Annotated in this window: 11 protein-coding genes; 3 read left to right on the top strand and 8 right to left on the bottom strand. The window is 37.2% G+C overall.

The genetic code is table 11. The features are described from left to right. Positions 1-913: 913 nt before the first annotated feature. Genes EZ456_RS16445 through tgt form a run of 3 tightly spaced genes read right to left on the bottom strand, consistent with a single transcriptional unit; the run spans position 914 to position 4,030 of the window. Positions 914-1,792 carry a DMT family transporter gene (locus tag EZ456_RS16445; protein ID WP_131531973.1) on the bottom strand — a complete coding sequence of 293 codons (879 nt, stop codon included), beginning with the start codon at positions 1,790-1,792 and terminating at the stop codon, positions 914-916. A gap of 2 nt (positions 1,793-1,794) precedes the next feature. Beyond that, positions 1,795-2,898, bottom strand: coding sequence for an LptF/LptG family permease (locus tag EZ456_RS16440; RefSeq protein ID WP_131531971.1), 1,104 nt, complete (start codon positions 2,896-2,898; stop codon positions 1,795-1,797). A 1-nt stretch (position 2,899) separates the two neighbouring features. Continuing rightward, entirely contained in the window at positions 2,900-4,030 is a 1,131-nt protein-coding gene (gene tgt, locus EZ456_RS16435; protein WP_131531969.1) for a tRNA guanosine(34) transglycosylase Tgt, read from the bottom strand. Between the two features lie 140 nt (positions 4,031-4,170). Between tgt and EZ456_RS16430 the strand changes: the two genes are divergently transcribed. Next, positions 4,171-5,388, top strand: coding sequence for a glycosyltransferase (locus tag EZ456_RS16430; RefSeq protein ID WP_317130008.1), 1,218 nt, complete (start codon positions 4,171-4,173; stop codon positions 5,386-5,388). Between the two features lie 26 nt (positions 5,389-5,414). Then, positions 5,415-6,050, top strand: coding sequence for a 16S rRNA (guanine(527)-N(7))-methyltransferase RsmG (gene rsmG, locus EZ456_RS16425; protein WP_131531967.1), 636 nt, complete (start codon positions 5,415-5,417; stop codon positions 6,048-6,050). Here rsmG and EZ456_RS16420 read toward each other — a convergent pair whose 3' ends face one another. The 4 genes from EZ456_RS16420 to smc form a co-directional block, all read right to left on the bottom strand. Beyond that, entirely contained in the window at positions 6,051-7,850 is a 1,800-nt protein-coding gene (locus EZ456_RS16420; protein ID WP_205945119.1) for a M56 family metallopeptidase, read from the bottom strand. It abuts the gene before it with no gap. Further along, the gene (locus tag EZ456_RS16415) at positions 7,850-8,221 is read right to left on the bottom strand and encodes a BlaI/MecI/CopY family transcriptional regulator (RefSeq protein WP_131531963.1); all 372 of its coding nucleotides are present in this window, start codon (positions 8,219-8,221) and stop codon (positions 7,850-7,852) included. The genes EZ456_RS16420 and EZ456_RS16415 overlap by 1 nt, the downstream gene beginning before the upstream one ends. Positions 8,222-8,399: 178 nt before the next feature. Then, positions 8,400-9,374 carry a M28 family peptidase gene (locus EZ456_RS16410; protein ID WP_131531961.1) on the bottom strand — a complete coding sequence of 325 codons (975 nt, stop codon included), beginning with the start codon at positions 9,372-9,374 and terminating at the stop codon, positions 8,400-8,402. A gap of 511 nt (positions 9,375-9,885) precedes the next feature. Continuing rightward, positions 9,886-13,425 carry a chromosome segregation protein SMC gene (gene smc / locus EZ456_RS16405; RefSeq protein WP_131531959.1) on the bottom strand — a complete coding sequence of 1,180 codons (3,540 nt, stop codon included), beginning with the start codon at positions 13,423-13,425 and terminating at the stop codon, positions 9,886-9,888. A 126-nt stretch (positions 13,426-13,551) separates the two neighbouring features. On the opposite strand from smc, the gene EZ456_RS16400 reads away from it, so the two are divergent. Next, positions 13,552-13,971 carry a hypothetical protein gene (locus tag EZ456_RS16400; RefSeq protein ID WP_131531957.1) on the top strand — a complete coding sequence of 140 codons (420 nt, stop codon included), beginning with the start codon at positions 13,552-13,554 and terminating at the stop codon, positions 13,969-13,971. A gap of 280 nt (positions 13,972-14,251) precedes the next feature. On the opposite strand, the gene EZ456_RS16395 is transcribed toward EZ456_RS16400, so the two are convergent. Continuing rightward, positions 14,252-16,555 (bottom strand): ATP-dependent helicase, encoded by a 2,304-nt coding sequence (locus EZ456_RS16395; RefSeq protein WP_131532046.1) that lies wholly within the window; start codon positions 16,553-16,555, stop codon positions 14,252-14,254. Positions 16,556-16,849: the final 294 nt, after the last annotated feature.

Raw genomic sequence — 16,849 nt, 5'->3', positions numbered from 1 at the left:
CACTTTTTATTGACATATTTTTTGCCAAGATAAATTAATAATAAGCCTAGATAATGTTTGCATTTTGGCTGCTATTTCTGATTTAAAATAAAAAATATTTTGATCAATTTTATATTCAGAATCTTTGTTTTGTTAACTCCAAATCTGGTCTTCAATTAAGGGTTTTTAGTTGACGATCGCTTAAACATTTTCTATATGAAATTCTTTGTTTATCAAGTTTAAGGGGTGCGTCTTGAACTTATATTGTAGTATTGAATTTAAAGCTGTTTATTTAGGTTTTGTTCGCCTCTCCATGATCCTATTGCTTGGTTACGTATTTTCTTTATTTGCTGAAATACGCAATGGATGGTAATGGAATTCCACCCTGGTGATTCGTGAATTTTGACCCAAGAATATTAATTCAGCTCAACGATTTTGAACGGCGATTCATCTTGCTTTTGGTATACTTTTGTACATGCACTTTCAACCTTCGGGGGGATTGCATGCTTGTGCTAATGCTTATTTTTGGTCTTTTACTTCCCAATAGATTGCATTTTTTATGCTGTAATTTTCCTCATTTGAAGCTCCCGTTTTTGTTCCGATGGTTTGATTGAACTTGGCTACGTAGCTTGTCTCTGAAGCATTAGATTCCTAATGTTTTTGGATGGTTGTTCGCTGCTTTTAATTATAAGATTTTGAATCTCTATATAAGGCGAGCTGGAGGTTTTTATGATACTATGTAAACGTAGTGTTGACTAGCTTTGATGAGCTTCCTCATTACGCTTTTACCTAATCTTTATCTGGCAATTTAATGGAGAGAATTTTAGGCATTGCACTGTTTAGAAAGGATTAGCCACCAGCAATAGGTACAACTAAAGCCGTTCATTCAGTTGGTGTCATTTTTAAAGAAAATTTAAATTTCTATAGTTTGTCTTTACAGTTGATTCTTCCTCTTTTTATAGATCGGATAGAGAAAAATAGAGGCCAGGATAATGGTTGCACCAATATAAAATCCACCTGTCATTTGCTCTTTGCTTTGAAAGAAAACGAAGGCTAATACTATTCCGTATACAGGTTCCAAATTGGTGATTAATGCAACTCTAAAAGCCGATAAAGTTCTCATTACCGCAACACCAGCTACATAAGCAACGGATGTACAAAGTGTGCCAAGAAGAATAAGAAAGAACCAGTTTTTAGCACTTAAGTTGAATGCTGTGTGCAACAGTGTTCCATCATATAAGCGGTATAAAGTGATCCAGAAAAGTGCACCAACAAGCTCGTAAAAACTGATAATAGAAGGTTCGCTTTTTTGTACCAATGTAGAATTTATAGTTGAAAAAAGACTGGATGCGACTGCTGCCAGTAAACCAAAAATAATTCCTAAAGTATACTGGCCTTCAAATTTAAAGATCATATATATTCCTAGGATAATCAGTAAACCGATCAGAATGTCGCCCATTTGTATCGGCTGTTTTTTAATCAGCGGTTCTAAAATTGCAGTAAATAAAGTAAAGGAAGAGAGGCAAACCAAGGTTACCGAAACCGTAGAAACTTTAATGGCATGAAAGAAAAATATCCAGTGAATGGCTACAATTCCTCCCGTTAAAAAGAATTGGAAAAACTGTTTTTTGGTTATTTTAATATTCTTTTTGGTAATTAAAAACCAAGCGAAAAGTGTAGTGGATGCAATTAAAACCCGGTACCATACCATAGGTACCGCATCGATAGAAATTACTTTACCAAGTACGCCTGTAAAGCCCCAAACCAGCACCGTAAGATGAAGAATGAGTAAATTCTTTTTGGTAGCTTCCATTGCTATTTTGGTGCTTTTCTTAATAGGTAAAAACCTAATAACCCAAAGAATAATGTAGGCATAATAACAGCAGCAAAAGGAGGTAATCCACCTTTAGTAGAAAACATCTGGGTGAACTGATTAAATACGATATAAGCGAAGCTAATGAAGATTCCAATGCCTAATGATACACCGACGCCTCCGCGTACTTTACGCGATGATAGCGCTACGCCTATAAGCGTTAATACGAAAGCAGAAAGCGGGTGGAGGTAACGTTTGTATTTTTCAAACTGAAGATCGTTCATTACGCCTGTTCCTCGTATTTTTTCTTTCCTAATTTTATCAGAGAGTTCCTTTGTGGTTAAATTTTGCACTACGTTATCATATGCCGAAAAATCATCAGGGCGCATATCCAAAATGGTATCCTTTAACTTCCCGTTGCCATAAATCATGGTTTCTTTCAAGCCGTCAATCTTACGGATGGAGTAGTTGGTTAGCTGCCATTTGCGTTTAAGCGAATCCCATTTTATATTTTCTGCAACGATCTTTTTAGTGAGCACATCCCCATTAAAATTATCCAAAGAAAACCGATATCCTGAATTCGTTTTGTTGTCGAAATTATCGATGTAGATATAGGTTTTGTCATCCAGTTTCATATGGATGTTTGATTTGGTAGAAGGATCATTACGCTTTACGTAGGTATTCTCAAAGCTATTTTTAAGGGTGTTGGTATAAGGGAGAATATATAGATTAGAAAGTAGGTTAGCCGAGAAAATAATGGTAGCCGATACCAAATAAGGAAATAAAAAGCGGTTAAAACTTACCCCACCACTTAAAATTGGTACAATTTCAGTCTGATCGGCCATTTTAGCAGTAAAGAAAATCACCGCAATAAAATTGATCAGTGGTGAAAGCATATTCACATAAAAAGGAATTGAACCTGCGTAATATTTAGAGAGGATTCCCCAAAAACTAAGGCCACTTTTCATAAAATCATCCATCTTTTCCGATAAGTCGAACACGACAATAATGATCACAAAAATGGCCAGGGTATAAATAAATGTACCCAGGTATTTCCCGATAATGTATTGATCGATGATTTTTATCTTCCCCTTTAACAGACTCATTTTATAGCTTATTGCCTAATATTTTAACCATTTTGTTTTTCCACTCGTAAAATTCACCAGCAATGATCTTTTCCCTGGCCTGTTTTACCAGCCAAAGATAGAAATGTAGATTATGTAAGGTAGCAATTTGAGCGCCAAGCATCTCCTTGCTATGTACCAAATGTCTTAAATATGCTTTACTGGTTACTAAATCAGCGTGAAGATCGCTCTCCGCATCTAATGGAGAAAAATCGTTCTCCCATTTCTTGTTTCTAATATTTATAATACCATTTCTCGTAAAAAGCATGCCGTTTCTGGCATTTCTGGTTGGCATTACACAATCGAACATGTCGATACCCAGTGCAATATTCTCCAAAATATTGATCGGCGTACCAACGCCCATTAAATAACGTGGTTTTTCTTCTGGTAATATATTGCAGACCACTTCTGTCATGGCGTACATCTCTTCTGCTGGCTCACCAACAGATAAACCACCAATGGCATTGCCCTCACGGTTCATGCTGGCGATAAATTCTGCTGATTTAATACGCAAATCTTTATATACCGAACCCTGAACAATAGGGAAAAGGGTTTGATCGAAGCCGTATTTAGGTTCTGTGCTATCAAAACGGTCACAACAGCGTTTTAACCAACGGTGTGTCATTTTAATGGATTGTGCTGCATAAGTGTAGTCACAAGGGTATGGCGTGCATTCGTCAAAGGCCATGATAATATCAGCACCAATAGTGCGCTGAATATCCATTGCATATTCGGGGGTGAAAAGGTGTTTTGATCCATCAATGTGCGAATGAAAAGTAACACCTTCTTCCTTAATTTTACGAACTTTACTTAAAGAGTACACTTGGTAGCCGCCGCTATCTGTTAAAATTGGACGGTCCCAGCCAATAAATTTATGTAATCCACCAGCTTTTTCAAGGATGTCTAATCCTGGTCTTAAATATAAATGATAAGTATTACCTAGAATGATTTTAGCATCAATATCGTCTTTAAGTTCGCGCTGATGTACAGCTTTTACCGTTCCGGCAGTGCCCACAGGCATAAAAATAGGGGTTTGTATTTCGCCGTGAGCAGTTGTTACTGTTCCAGCCCTGGCTTTAGATAGTGGATCGTTAGCCTGTAAACTAAATTTCATCTGTTTCTATTTATTTTTCTCCAATTATTAGATGGAGCTTACCACCATCAAAATACGTTTTATTAAAACTAATTATTATTTTGATGGTAGACGTTCATATGTGTTTTTTCTCGTCGAAAATCTGCCAAAAATAGCAAAAATTGAGGGCATATTTTTGTTTAATTTTTTATCCACATAAAAGTGATTTACAGATTAAAAATGAGAAATTTGCGCCTATTTATTTTACCATCGTGATATTAACCCTGCTTGAAATTATTCTGCTCTCGATATTGGCTTTTTGCCTTTTGGTTCAGCTTTACTATGTACTTTTTGTTCATTTGAAATTGGCTAAGGTAAATATCGAGGAGATCCCGTTATCAGCGCAAAAACCGCTAAGTGTAATTGTTTGTGCCCGAAATGAAATTGTAAATTTAGAGCAGTATCTGCCTACATTATTAAGCCAGGATTATCCGGAATTCGAAATTGTAGTGGTTAACGATCGCTCTTGGGATGGTACAGAAGAATTTCTAGAACAATTAGAGAAGAAACACCGCAACCTGAGGGTAGTTAAGATTTTAGATAACGATAAATTTATAGCAGGTAAGAAATTTGCTGTAACCATGGGCATAAAGGCTGCCAAGTATGATTGGTTGGTTTTTACTGATGCAGATTGTACACCAGCTTCCGAGCATTGGTTAATGGATATGCAGCAACCTATCGACGATAATACTGAAATCGTTTTGGGTTATTCACCGTATATGAAGAAAAGAAGTCTGTTAAATGCACTCATTCGCTTCGAAACCTTTTTTACAGCCGTAAATTATTTGTCTTTTGCGCTAAAAGGCATGCCCTACATGGGCGTTGGGCGCAATATGGCCTATAAAAAGTCACTTTTTTTCAAAAATAAAGGCTTTGCAGCGCACATGCATATCCCATCTGGAGATGATGATTTATTTGTAAACGCACATGCTAATAAATACAATACCGAAATCCGTTTACATCGCGATAGCCATGTTTGGAGCGAACCTAATAATACCTGGGGAGGTTATCTTAAGCAGAAAAAACGTCATTTTGGGGCCGGAAAGCTCTATAAATCAAAGCATAAATTCATTTTGAGCCTTCAGATTGTGTTTCAGTTTCTGTTTTATGTTTTCTTTGCCGCTTGTATGTTTTTTAGTCGTGAGGCTCAATATATAGCCTTAGGGATTCTTGGGTTAAGCATCATCATCAGATGCTTTATTTATCCAAAATTGCTGAAACGCTTAAACTATAGCGATTTGCGTTGGTGGTTCCCGATTTTAGATATACTTTTGTTTCTGTTTTTAACCCTGAACGGATTTTTAGCCTTATTTGGTAAGAAAAAAGTAAACTGGAAATAATTCAATAATCCTTTAGTAATTACAATATGCTTGATATAAAGCCCGATATCGTTTTTAAATATTTCCCTGACTTAAATGAAAAACAGATTGCTCAATTTTCGCAATTGTTCGATTTATATAGCTTTTGGAATGCACAGATTAATGTAATTTCGAGAAAAGATATTGAAGAATTATACGAACGCCATGTATTACACTCTTTAGGCATAGCTAAAGTATGTAATTTTAAAGCTGGAGAATCTGTTTTAGATGTAGGTACGGGTGGTGGTTTTCCGGGCATTCCTCTGGCCATCTTGTTTCCTGAAACGGAGTTTTATCTTGTTGATTCTATCGGGAAAAAGATTAAAGTGGTGAAAGAAGTGGCTTCGGCGTTGGGTTTGGAAAATTTAAAGGCCGATCATTTAAGGGCAGAACAGATTAAAGAGAAATTTAACTTTGTGGTATCGAGAGCGGTAACCCGTTTAGGAGAATTCTACCCATGGATACAGGGGAAATTTAAAAAGGATTCGTTAAATGCCATTCCCAATGGGATTTTATATCTAAAAGGTGGGGATTTGGCTGAAGAGATCAAAGAATCAAAACTGAAAGCAGAATTATATCCGCTTTCAGCATATTTTGAAGAAGATTTTTTTGAAACGAAATACGTGGTTTACGTGCCACAGTAGTTATTTGATCTGTACGTAGCCAGTTTTTCCACCAATTCGCTTTCCATTTTTAACGAATGCAAAATTATATGGATAATTTCCGTTGGAAAGTTCTTTAGCGTCCCAGTCGTTTTTGTAATTGGTACTTTGATATAGCGCTTTGTCGTATTTTACATTAAAAATGGTAAGTTCTGCTGTAGCGCCTTCAGGTATATCAACAACGAGCTTTTCATTCTTAGCCTTGTCTAAATTATCTTGGTGAACAACAATCGCATATGTGATTGTTCCTTTTTCTTTGGTGGGGCTATTATCCTGTAGTTTAATTTCTTTTATGTCACTATCCGATTTTGCACCCTTTGCTTTCTCGTAAGCTTTAATGGTTACTTCGTTTAAATTTTTATTGGATTGTGGTATAGGCTTTATTTCGATTGTTTTGTTTTTATTCACTGTTGGGTAGCCTTGTACCGTTTTAGTCTTTATTGCAACTTTGTTTATTTTCTTCAGTTTTTTACGTTTGGTTGTATCCTCACCAATTGGAGGTGCGGGTGGTAAAATTACAATTTTTTGTGATGAGCCCAGAGGAAGTTTTACTTCCGGTGGAGTACCTATGATTTCGGGATTTGAACTGAAAATCTCAATAGCGCCGTAACTGCCTTTTTCACCATATTTTGCCTTAGCAGTTGCTGGATTTAGCCTAATCATGTGTTTTATTTTTTTTACGCCTCCACTCGTGCCAGCTTTTATTTCTCTACCATTTAGCAGTATTAACTTTTTTGTATAAGTAGTTAACTTTTTGTTTTTAGGATCCGTACGTAAGGCTAAATATAATTCATTAGGGTTTGGTACATGTATGCCATCATTACTCTCGAATGCTTTCTTAACTGTATCTTGTTTTGTTGCTTGTAATTTCAAGGAAGAGCCAAGCTCCACAAATCCATAATCTTTTGTAAAGGCCATAGTAGAAATACACAATATTCCTATAGTGATGGGCAATACCAATAGCAGTTTGAGCCTCGCCCAACGTGGTGATTTCTTTTGATTTAGCATGTTAATTCGTTTTTTTAATATTGATGAACTGAATATTTGGTTAGTGAGGGTTAGATTTTGGATACCCGTTGAATTTTGGATCAAAAACATCGCATAATGATATTTTTCTACATCGCACTTTGTTGTTTCTTCATCGGCCAGGTACTCGTGAATTAACTTAATGTCTTTTTTAACGAGATAAATGATTGGGTTAAACCAGTTGATGATCTGAATGATTTCGAATAACAGCACATCCAAACTGTGTTTTTGTTTAATGTGCACAAGCTCATGTTTTAGTATGGTGTTTTTTTCTTCCAGCTGTGGATCTAAAAATAGAAGGTGGAAGAATGAAAAAGCTATTTTAGAATCCTTTAAATCAATTAGTTTCACTCCATTATCCAAATTAACAAATGGTAGTTTACGCATGCTGATAATTTTGGATAAGTTAAAGAGCATCTTAAACAGAAATGCAATGGTTACCAGGCTATAAATCGCAATAATCGTATTATCGATAGTGAAGATACTGGGTTGATAACTTTCCAGTGGCAGATTTTCTGTCATCATCACCTGGCTAACAACCGTTTCGGTAGTGGGTGCTATCGTAATCTGTTCGATTACAGGTGCTTTTAAGAAACCCAGCTGAAAAAGAGGAAGTATGAAAGCCAGTATCGAACTGAAAATCAGATAATATCTGTTTAATCTGTAAAAGGTTTCCTTGTAGAGGAATAATCTATAAAACCCATAAAATAAAATCAGGTATAGATTTGCTTCGAGTAGATAATATAGCCAGCTCATCATTTATCTTTTTTAAGTTTCTCTGCCAATTGGATAATTTCATTGAGTTCATCTGTGCTCATGCTTTTTTCTTTCACCAGAAATGAAACTAAACTTTCATAAGAGTTTTCGAAGTAATTGTTCATTACCTTATCAAATGCAAAACGTTTATAATCAGTTTCTTTTATGATGGGGAAGTAGATATGCGTATTGCCTATGGCTTTATGGTCAACAAAGCCTTTGCCCTCTAAAACCCTGATCACGGTCGAAACCGTATTGTAAGCGGGTTTGGGTTCGTTCATCTTCTCGATAACGTCTTTTACCAAGGCTTCGCCCATTTCCCAAAGGATGAGCATAATCTGTTCTTCTGCTTTTGTGAGTTCTTTTATCATAGCAACTATTTTTGTAGTTCGGTTGCATGAAGTTACTACTATAAACATAGTTTGCAAACTATTTTTATAGTAGTATTGTTAATTTATTGATAATCAGATAGATAATTTTATAGTAAAAAAATATAGGTATAAAAAAACCTGCCGAATAGGGCAGGTTAAGATTCTTTTGTATTGTTTGTTAAAACTTTTCCGACTTTCTTGGATTATCCATCATAATCATTTTATCCTTTAACAGCTGTTGTAAGCCAGTTTGTTTGTCGATACTTTTTACAACATCTAATACAGCGCTTGCTGCATTGCTGAAAAATTGCTTGGTGATGGTAGAATATTCATCCGTAGGTTTATGATAATCTTTATGGTCTTCTACACCGAAATATAAGAATGGAATATTTTTAGCATTAAAAGCCCCTTGATCGCTCTGGTTGGTCCAATCATCATGACCTTGTTTTGGATCATCATGGCCGAAGAGTAATTTAATATTTGTTTTCCTAGTATCTACATGTTTCTTTAAATCAGGGTATTTAAAAGTTCCGCACACATATAATTCGCCTTTATCACTGTGGCTGATCATATCCATGTTTAGGTCAATGGCAATGGTGTTAATTGGTACAGGTGGATTACCCACAAATGCTTTTGCACCTTGTAAACCCAATTCTTCAGCATCGAAAGAAGCGAAAATGATGGTGTTGTTTGGTTTGTTTTTTGCAAAATAGGCTGCAATTTTTAATAATCCTGCAGTTCCTGATGCATTATCGTCGGCGCCGTTGTAAACTTCGTCTTTTATTATACCTAAATGATCGTAATGTGCAGATACTACAATAACATTGGTTCCCTTACCAGGAATATAGCCAATTATATTGGTCCCGTTTACTTTTGCACCGCCTCTTCCATTAAAAGTGAATTCCTGGGCATAGTTTACATGTTGAGGGTATGATTTTAGACCTAACTTCTGAAATCTTTCTATTATGTAAGCTCTGGCCATTTCCGCGCCTTTTGTTCCGGTTTTTCTGCCTTGGTAAGCATCTGATGATAATACTTCAACGTCTTTTAATAATTGGGTATCCAACTTGCCAGAAGTTGGATTGTTTTGGTTTTTTACTGATGAACAGCAGCTTAGCATCATGGCTAAGGGAAGGATATATAGGATTTTCATGTTTCTTGATTGTAAATTGTAATAAGTAGGATCGTCATCTCGACTGGAGCATAGTGGAATGGAGAGATCTATTGATGTAGATTTCTCGACTACGTTGCACTCCGTTCGAAAGGACGACCATTCGCAGTAAATTTTCTTAAAGATATTAATTCTTGGCGTATTGCAGGAAAACGCTGTTTTTAGTACTGTATTGCGTTTCTAAACCTGATGGGAACGGAATACTTTTTATTTGCAGTAACCTTAAATGTGCTGTCATGCTGAGGTACGAAGCATCTCGAACCTATGAAACAGATGCTTCGTGCCTCAGCATGACAGATGTTATAAAAAGATTTTAGTGTACAGCAGGAATGAAGACTACCAAAGGCTGTTGCTTTCATTTTCGAATTGAAAAAATGTAAATAAAAGATTGCTTCCCCGAAAATTCGGGGCAGGCTGTCGGCTGAAAGAGCTTTCTCACAATGACGGAAACGGTAGGTTTTGCTTTGGTCTTTCTGCTTTTATCTTTAAGCTTTTAAGCTGCCACTTCTCTTAAATCTACCGCTACAACCCTCGAAACACCCTGCTCTACCATGGTTACGCCATAAATAATATCGGTGCTGGCAATGGTACGTTTGTTATGCGATACGATAATAAACTGCGATTGATCAGAGAATTTACGGATAATATTATTGAATTTATCGATATTGGAATCATCCAATGGGGCATCAACCTCATCGAAAATACAGAATGGAGCAGGCTTTAACAGATACAATGAAAACAGTAGCGCGGTGGCTGTTAAAGTTTTTTCACCACCGGATAACTGGTTGATAGATAAAGGTCTTTTGCCTTTCGGACGGGCTATAATATCAATATCAGCCTCTAAAGGATTATTGATATCTGATAAAATCAGGTCGCAACTATCTTCTTCGTTAAATAAAGAGCGGAAAACCACAATAAAATGCTCGCGGGCCTGGGTAAAAGCCTGCATAAATTTATCTTTAGCGGTGTCGTCTATCTCTTTAATGGTTTGTAAAAGATCAGTTTTGGCTGCATTAAGGTCCTTTTTCTGATTCTGGATAAAGGTATAACGCTCTTCCATTTCTTTAAAGGCCTCCATTGCCATAGAGTTGATGGCCCCAAATTCGTCTAATTGACGTTTCATTCGCTCTACCTTTTGGCGGAGATCAAATTCACTTTCTAAAGCTTCAATTTCGGTATCTGTTTCTAAAAGATCGTTGATGTCGATGTTGAATTCGACAGCTAAACGTTCTTTTAAGGCATTAAGGTCTATTTTTAGCGCATTCTTTTTATCCTTAATCTCAGTTAACAGAAAATCTGTTTCTTCGCGGTTTTTACGGATATTGGTCAGATCGTTTTCAACCTCGTTAATGCTTCCCTTACTCGTAAAATATGCCTGCTCTGCTTCAGCAAGTCCTTTTTCCATCTCTTCACGTTGTTGATACATTTCTAAAAGGGTATCATCGTTCAGGTCAGTGTGCTGCAACGTTGCCGTAATTTGTGTCAGTGCTTCCTGTAATTCTTTATCGTTTTGGGCAATACGTTTATTTAAAGCCTCTTCCTGTACGAAACGGTAATCCAGATCTTTTTCTAAACCTGATAATTTATTTTGTTGCTGGTGAAAGCGGATGTTATCCTGATTGTATTTACCTGCACTTTCGTTTACCTGATCAGCAATTTCCTGATAATTAAGTTGTTGTTCTTGTAAATTAACGTGTGCTTCTTGCTGATCTTTTTGCAATTGAACCAATGCTGGTAACTTTTCCGATAAGGCTTTTTCTATCGATACTATCTTTTGAGCGATATCAGTTTTACGGTTTTCGCTGGTGGTGATAAACTCCTGATATTGATCTCGGCGGGTCTGCACAGAAATGTGTTCGTTATTTAAACGGTTCATTTCTTGTTGCAAGGAATTGATCTGATTGATTTTTGAAGCCTCTTTCAGGTTAAATATATTATCTGTTTCCGCTTTAATCGCAGCATCATACTGATTAATCAACGAGTCTGAGGCCTTGATTTCTTTAGCCAGATTTTCTAAATTCTTGGCACGACCAATCCTTTTACCTTCAAACAAACCTACTGAACCACCTGCCAAAGTAAATTTGGTTTGGGCATATTTCCCGTTTTTGGCCAAAATGGTTAAACTTTCGGTTGGCGTGGCTTTAAACAGGTTTTCCTGTTCTGCTATTGCGATATATACATTTTGCAATAGCAGGTTGCAAAGATGCTGGTATTTTTTGTCAACTTCTATTACCGATAAGGCTGAAACAAGTCCTTCATGAGTGCCAATAACCGGATTTTTATCAGGAACATTTTCTAAAATAAAAAAGTTTGCCCTTCCACGGCTGGCATCAGTTAAAAGGTTAATGGCCTGAACTGCATCAGCATACCGGTCAACAACATAGTGGTTCATTACCGGTTCGAGGTAATTTTCTATCGCAATACGGTAATCTTCATTACAGAATAAAATATCAGAAAGGAGCAGGGCGCTTTTGGCAAAAGCGTTGTTTTTCTTTAAAAAACGGATCGATTCAGGGAAACCTTCCAAACTATCAACCAGCGATTTGGTCAGGTTATATTCGTTCTGTTTGGCATCTTTTTTACGGTTTTCGGCCGTCAATTTTTCCTTGTTCGAATTCAGGTTGATTTCGGAAGTAGCCAGTTTTTCTTTTAAAAGCGATTCGGCCTCCGTTAGGTTTTTAATATTGGCTTGCTTTTCCCTTACCTGAATATCCAATTCGGCCAAAGCATGATCGAAAGCCTTTAACTCTAAGGTTTTGGTTTCGGTATCATCTACATTTCGGTTGGTTTCCTGTACCAAAGCATCTTTTTGGATGTTCAGGATATCAATTTCCTTTTGCGACTGGTATACTTGGTTTTGTAGGTCGTTAACAGATCTAACCAGGTTGTCAATCCTGTTTTTCTCGGTCTGTTGTTGCTCGCGTAAAGTATCAAGCGTAGATTTCAATTGCTTTAAATCAGATTCCAAGCGGTTAAAAACCTCGGTTTCAGTTACCACTTCTTCATTTAAACGTTTAATGTTGTATTTAATGTGGTTAACCTGATTTTTATCTTTTTCGAGCTCGCCAGATAAACGTGTTTCTTTTTCCTGTAAAAAACGCATTTGCTCATTTTTTACTTTTTTCTCACTTTCGTAAGCACGGATTTTGGAAACAAACTCGTTTGTAGCCTTTTGTTGTACAGAAAGGTTCTTTTCCTGATTGATACTACCTAGTTTAAGCTTTTGCAATTCGGCTTCACCAGTATCTATTTTGGTACTGAGTTCTGTCCGGTTTACCTGCTGATTTTGTTCTTGTGTTTCTAAAGCATTTAAATCAGTGCGAAAAAATGCAATACGATGTGTAGCCAACTGAACACTCAGTTCGCGGTATTGCTCTTTTAACTTATAATAACGTTCAGCTTTACGCGCCTGATTTTCTAAGGTTTTAAGGTTTTTTTCGATCTCGAAAAGTAAATCCTCAACCCGTTCTAAATCGGCTTCGGTGTCTTTTAACTTGCTGAAAGTCTGTTTTTTGCGTAATTTGTACTTCGAAATACCCGATGCTTCCTCAAATAAAGAACGTCGGCTATGCTCCTTGTTGGTAATAATTTCATCAACCATTTTAAGCTCGATAATTGAATAACTATCAGAGCCGATTCCGGTATCCAGAAAAAGGTCAGTAATATCCTTTAACCTACACTGAACATCGTTTAAACGGTACTCACTATCACCATTTCTATAGAGTTTACGGGTTACGGTAACCTGCGAATATGCGGTAGGCAGGATATTCTTGGTATTATCAAAGCTTAATGAAACCTCGGCGAGCTGTGCCTGCTTACGGTTTTTTGTTCCGTTGAAAATGATGTTCTCCATCTTTTCCGATCGCAAAGCTTTGGTACTCTGTTCGCCCAAAACCCAGCGCATGGCATCGATTACGTTCGATTTTCCGCACCCATTAGGACCAACAATAGCGGTAACACCCTCATTAAAATTGATGGTCACTTTATCGCCAAAGCTCTTAAAACCTTTAATGTCTAACCTAGTAAGTTGCATGGTTTGTAATCGGGAGAACCGACTTCAATAATAAGGATAATTTTGTGGTTTTTCAAGATAACAATATTAAATGTTTAAGCCATATTTGGGGTTTACGATGAAAAATCAGATCTTATCAGTTAATTTATGAATATAGAATCTTTTTATACAGGCTGCCTAACAGCACAAGGCGAGAAAATTTATCTAGGAGACAAAATCCGGGGTAAATTTTTCTATAAAATGCAGGTTCAATATGAAATGGAGACTAAGTCTTTTGTACTGGTTTCACAAAATCCGCAATCGCCTTATCGAAAATATCTTTTATCAGATTTAGAAAAAATTGAAGGGCTCAACATAGTTGGAAACCAATTATTCTTTAAAGAGCCAAAAGTAGGTGAAAAGGTGAAAATTACTGTTGACAATAAAAGCGAATTTTTTCCTTTTGGTAGTATGGTAGAAATTATGGAGGTTACAGATGAATGGAATGTACTGGTTAAATCTTCAAGTAATGGGCAATTAATTATGCTCAAGGTTGGAGAATTTCTCGAAGATCGATCTACTTATTAAAATGTACTTTCTTTGCTGTCTCGATAGAATTTATAAATGGTACTGGGAGCCGTTTAAATTTTTATGAAACGCTGTTTTTAGAACAAAGCGCACGAAGAGCAAAGCGCTGAGAACACAACGTTAGGCATAATTTCAATAGCACTCATCGTGCTGAACAAGTTCAGCAGCTATTATGTTTATCTATTAAAGATCCTGATCCCGATGTAAAATCGGGACAGGATGATGAATCTCTGTTATTTTCCGTGTCTCTGAGTTTCCGTGGCTAAATGGAAATCTGTTTTTATTTCACAATCATCAGCTTCGCAAACTTAAGCAGTAGCTGTTTATTACCTAAGCCCTGGAAGAATACAGTAGCTTTAACATCAGGCAAGGTTCCCTCTAAGCTGATAATTTTTCCGAAACCGAATTTTTCGTGCTCCACTTCCATACCACCCTGAAATTCGTGTGGTTGTGAAGGGGTGAAGCCAGGTGTTGGAACGTGTGCTTTTGCTAATAGCGATGTTGTTTTCGGACGGACTGGCGGGGCAGATGTAGTTGCGCCTGCTGCTGGTTTCGGTTTGCTAATGAAATCGCGCGGCTGAGAGGTCCACGATTTGCGGTCATCATCAAAATTGCCATCAAAACTAGTTGATTTGGCTGGTTTAACATCCAACTCTAAAAACTTCGGACTGATTTCGTTTATGAAACGGCTTGGTTCGCAGTTGGTTAAAGTTCCCCAACGGTAACGCGAAGTAGCATAGGTAATTGTCAGTTTTATTTCAGCCCGGGTTATTGCAACGTAGAATAAACGGCGCTCTTCTTCTAAATCAGTCCGGTTGGTTAACGACATTTGCGAAGGAAATAGGTTTTCTTCCAGCCCTACTATAAATACGTTCTTAAACTCCAAACCTTTGGCTGAGTGGATCGTCATTAAAGAAACAGTATCCTTATTCTTATCACCGTCTTTATCATCATTGGTTAAAAGAGCAACATCCTGCATAAAGATATCCAGACCTTTTTCTTCAATATCTTCACGCTCGGCAAATTCCTTAATACCGTTCAATAATTCTTGAATATTTTCGTATCTGGAACGCCCTTCAACGCTATCATCGGTATATAATTCTTTTAAAATACCAGCGTGTTGGGCAATAAACAAGGCAGTATCATAAGCATCGAGCTTTTTAGCTTCTGCCTGAAAGCTTTGCACCATCATGGCGAAATCGTTCAATTGATTGGCTAAACGACCATCAACATACTGGTGTGCATTCGAAATTACATCCCACATGGTTTTATCGTTCTGGTCTGCAGCAACAATGATTTTATCGATAGAAGTATCTCCAATACCACGCTTGGGGTAATTAATTACACGCTTTATAGCTTCTTCATCCTTCGGATTAAAAGTTAAGCGGAAATACGCAATTAAATCTTTAATCTCTTTACGTTGGTAGAAAGATTGACCGCCATATATCCGGTAAGGAATATTCAGCTTGCGTAAGCCTTCCTCCATAGCCCTGCTTTGGGCGTTGGTACGATATAATATGGCGAAATCGCTGTGCTGGTACCCTTTAGTGCTACGCTCTTGAATAATGGCTTCGGCAACCAATTTACCTTCTTCGTTATCAGTAAAAGCCCGCGAAACCTTAATCCTATCACCTTCTGCATTTTCCGAGAAAACATTCTTTTCGAGCTGATTTTTGTTGTTGGCGATGATACTACTTGCCGCATCAACAATATTTTGGGTAGAGCGGTAATTCTGCTCCAATTTATAAACCTTTAAATCAGGATAATCGCGTTCGAAGTTTAAAATGTTCTGGATGTTTGCGCCACGGAAAGCGTAAATACTTTGTGCATCATCACCCACCACGCAGATATTTTGGTATGCAGCGGCTAGTTTTTTCACAATGGTATACTGCGAAAAGTTGGTATCCTGATACTCATCTACCATCAGGTACCTGAACTTCTGCTGGTACTTGTTTAAAACATCTGGATGTTCTTTTAATAAAATGTTGGTTTTGAATAACAAATCATCAAAATCCATTGCGCCCGCCCTAAAGCAGCGTTTGGCATAAGTTTCGTAAATCTGGCCAATAAGCGGTCGTTTATTCTGTAAATCTTCAGCTTGGATCTGATCATTAACCTGGTATTCGCCCCAAGAGATCAGGTTATTCTTTGCGGAAGAAATCCTGTTGAAAACAAAATTGGCCGCATATAATTTATCATCCAGCTGCATTTCTTTCAAAATAGCACGGATTACACTTTTACTATCATCGGTATCGTAAATGGTAAAATTGCTCGGATAACCTATTTTCTCAGCCTCAACCCGCAAAATTTTTGCAAAAACAGAGTGAAAAGTACCCATCCAAATGTTTTTTGCCTCTGCGCCAACCACTTTACCGATACGCTCGCGCATATCCTTACTTGCTTTGTTGGTAAAGGTTAAAACCAGAATGTTAAATGGATCGGTTCCGGTTTGAATAAGATGGGCAACACGGTAGGTAATTACCCGGGTTTTGCCCGAACCTGCACCTGCAACAATCATTACCGGTCCTTTTGTGTTCTCTACTGCTGCTCTTTGTTGTGGGTTTAATCCTGCTAAATAATCCAAATCGGCTCCTGTTTTTTTGAGGCTCAAAAATAACAATTCCTATCGCTTTTTGCCAAAGTTGTTAGTAATTAGTTAAAAACCTAACCAGTCGCCCTAACCGTTCGTCATTCTGAACTTGTTTCAGAATCTTTCCTGCAATTAAGCATGGATAAATAAATGCAAAGACCATAAGATTAGATTTGGGTATGAAGTCCCCTTTAAGGGATTTAGGTGTAAAGCCACACCTGCATTCATTGGGTTCTGTAGCCCTTTGCTTTGCTCATACTGCTGCAGGCATTGCCCACAAGGCCGGTA

The organism is Pedobacter psychrodurus (genome assembly GCF_004331735.1).
Classification (GTDB): Bacteria; Bacteroidota; Bacteroidia; order Sphingobacteriales; family Sphingobacteriaceae; genus Pedobacter; species Pedobacter psychrodurus.
This window is presented reverse-complemented; position numbering and strand designations above follow the sequence as displayed.

Excerpts from the sequence above, each read along its gene's own strand:
- EZ456_RS16415 (WP_131531963.1), bottom strand. The coding sequence starts at position 8,221 with ATGATAAAAGAACTCACAAAAGCAGAAGAACAGATTATGCTCATCCTT.
- smc (WP_131531959.1), bottom strand. The coding sequence starts at position 13,425 with ATGCAACTTACTAGGTTAGACATTAAAGGTTTTAAGAGCTTTGGCGAT.
- rsmG (WP_131531967.1), top strand. The coding sequence starts at position 5,415 with ATGCTTGATATAAAGCCCGATATCGTTTTTAAATATTTCCCTGACTTA.
- tgt (WP_131531969.1), bottom strand. The coding sequence starts at position 4,030 with ATGAAATTTAGTTTACAGGCTAACGATCCACTATCTAAAGCCAGGGCT.
- EZ456_RS16440 (WP_131531971.1), bottom strand. The coding sequence starts at position 2,898 with ATGAGTCTGTTAAAGGGGAAGATAAAAATCATCGATCAATACATTATC.
- EZ456_RS16400 (WP_131531957.1), top strand. The coding sequence starts at position 13,552 with ATGAATATAGAATCTTTTTATACAGGCTGCCTAACAGCACAAGGCGAG.
- EZ456_RS16420 (WP_205945119.1), bottom strand. The coding sequence starts at position 7,850 with ATGAGCTGGCTATATTATCTACTCGAAGCAAATCTATACCTGATTTTA.
- EZ456_RS16410 (WP_131531961.1), bottom strand. The coding sequence starts at position 9,374 with ATGAAAATCCTATATATCCTTCCCTTAGCCATGATGCTAAGCTGCTGT.
- EZ456_RS16445 (WP_131531973.1), bottom strand. The coding sequence starts at position 1,792 with ATGGAAGCTACCAAAAAGAATTTACTCATTCTTCATCTTACGGTGCTG.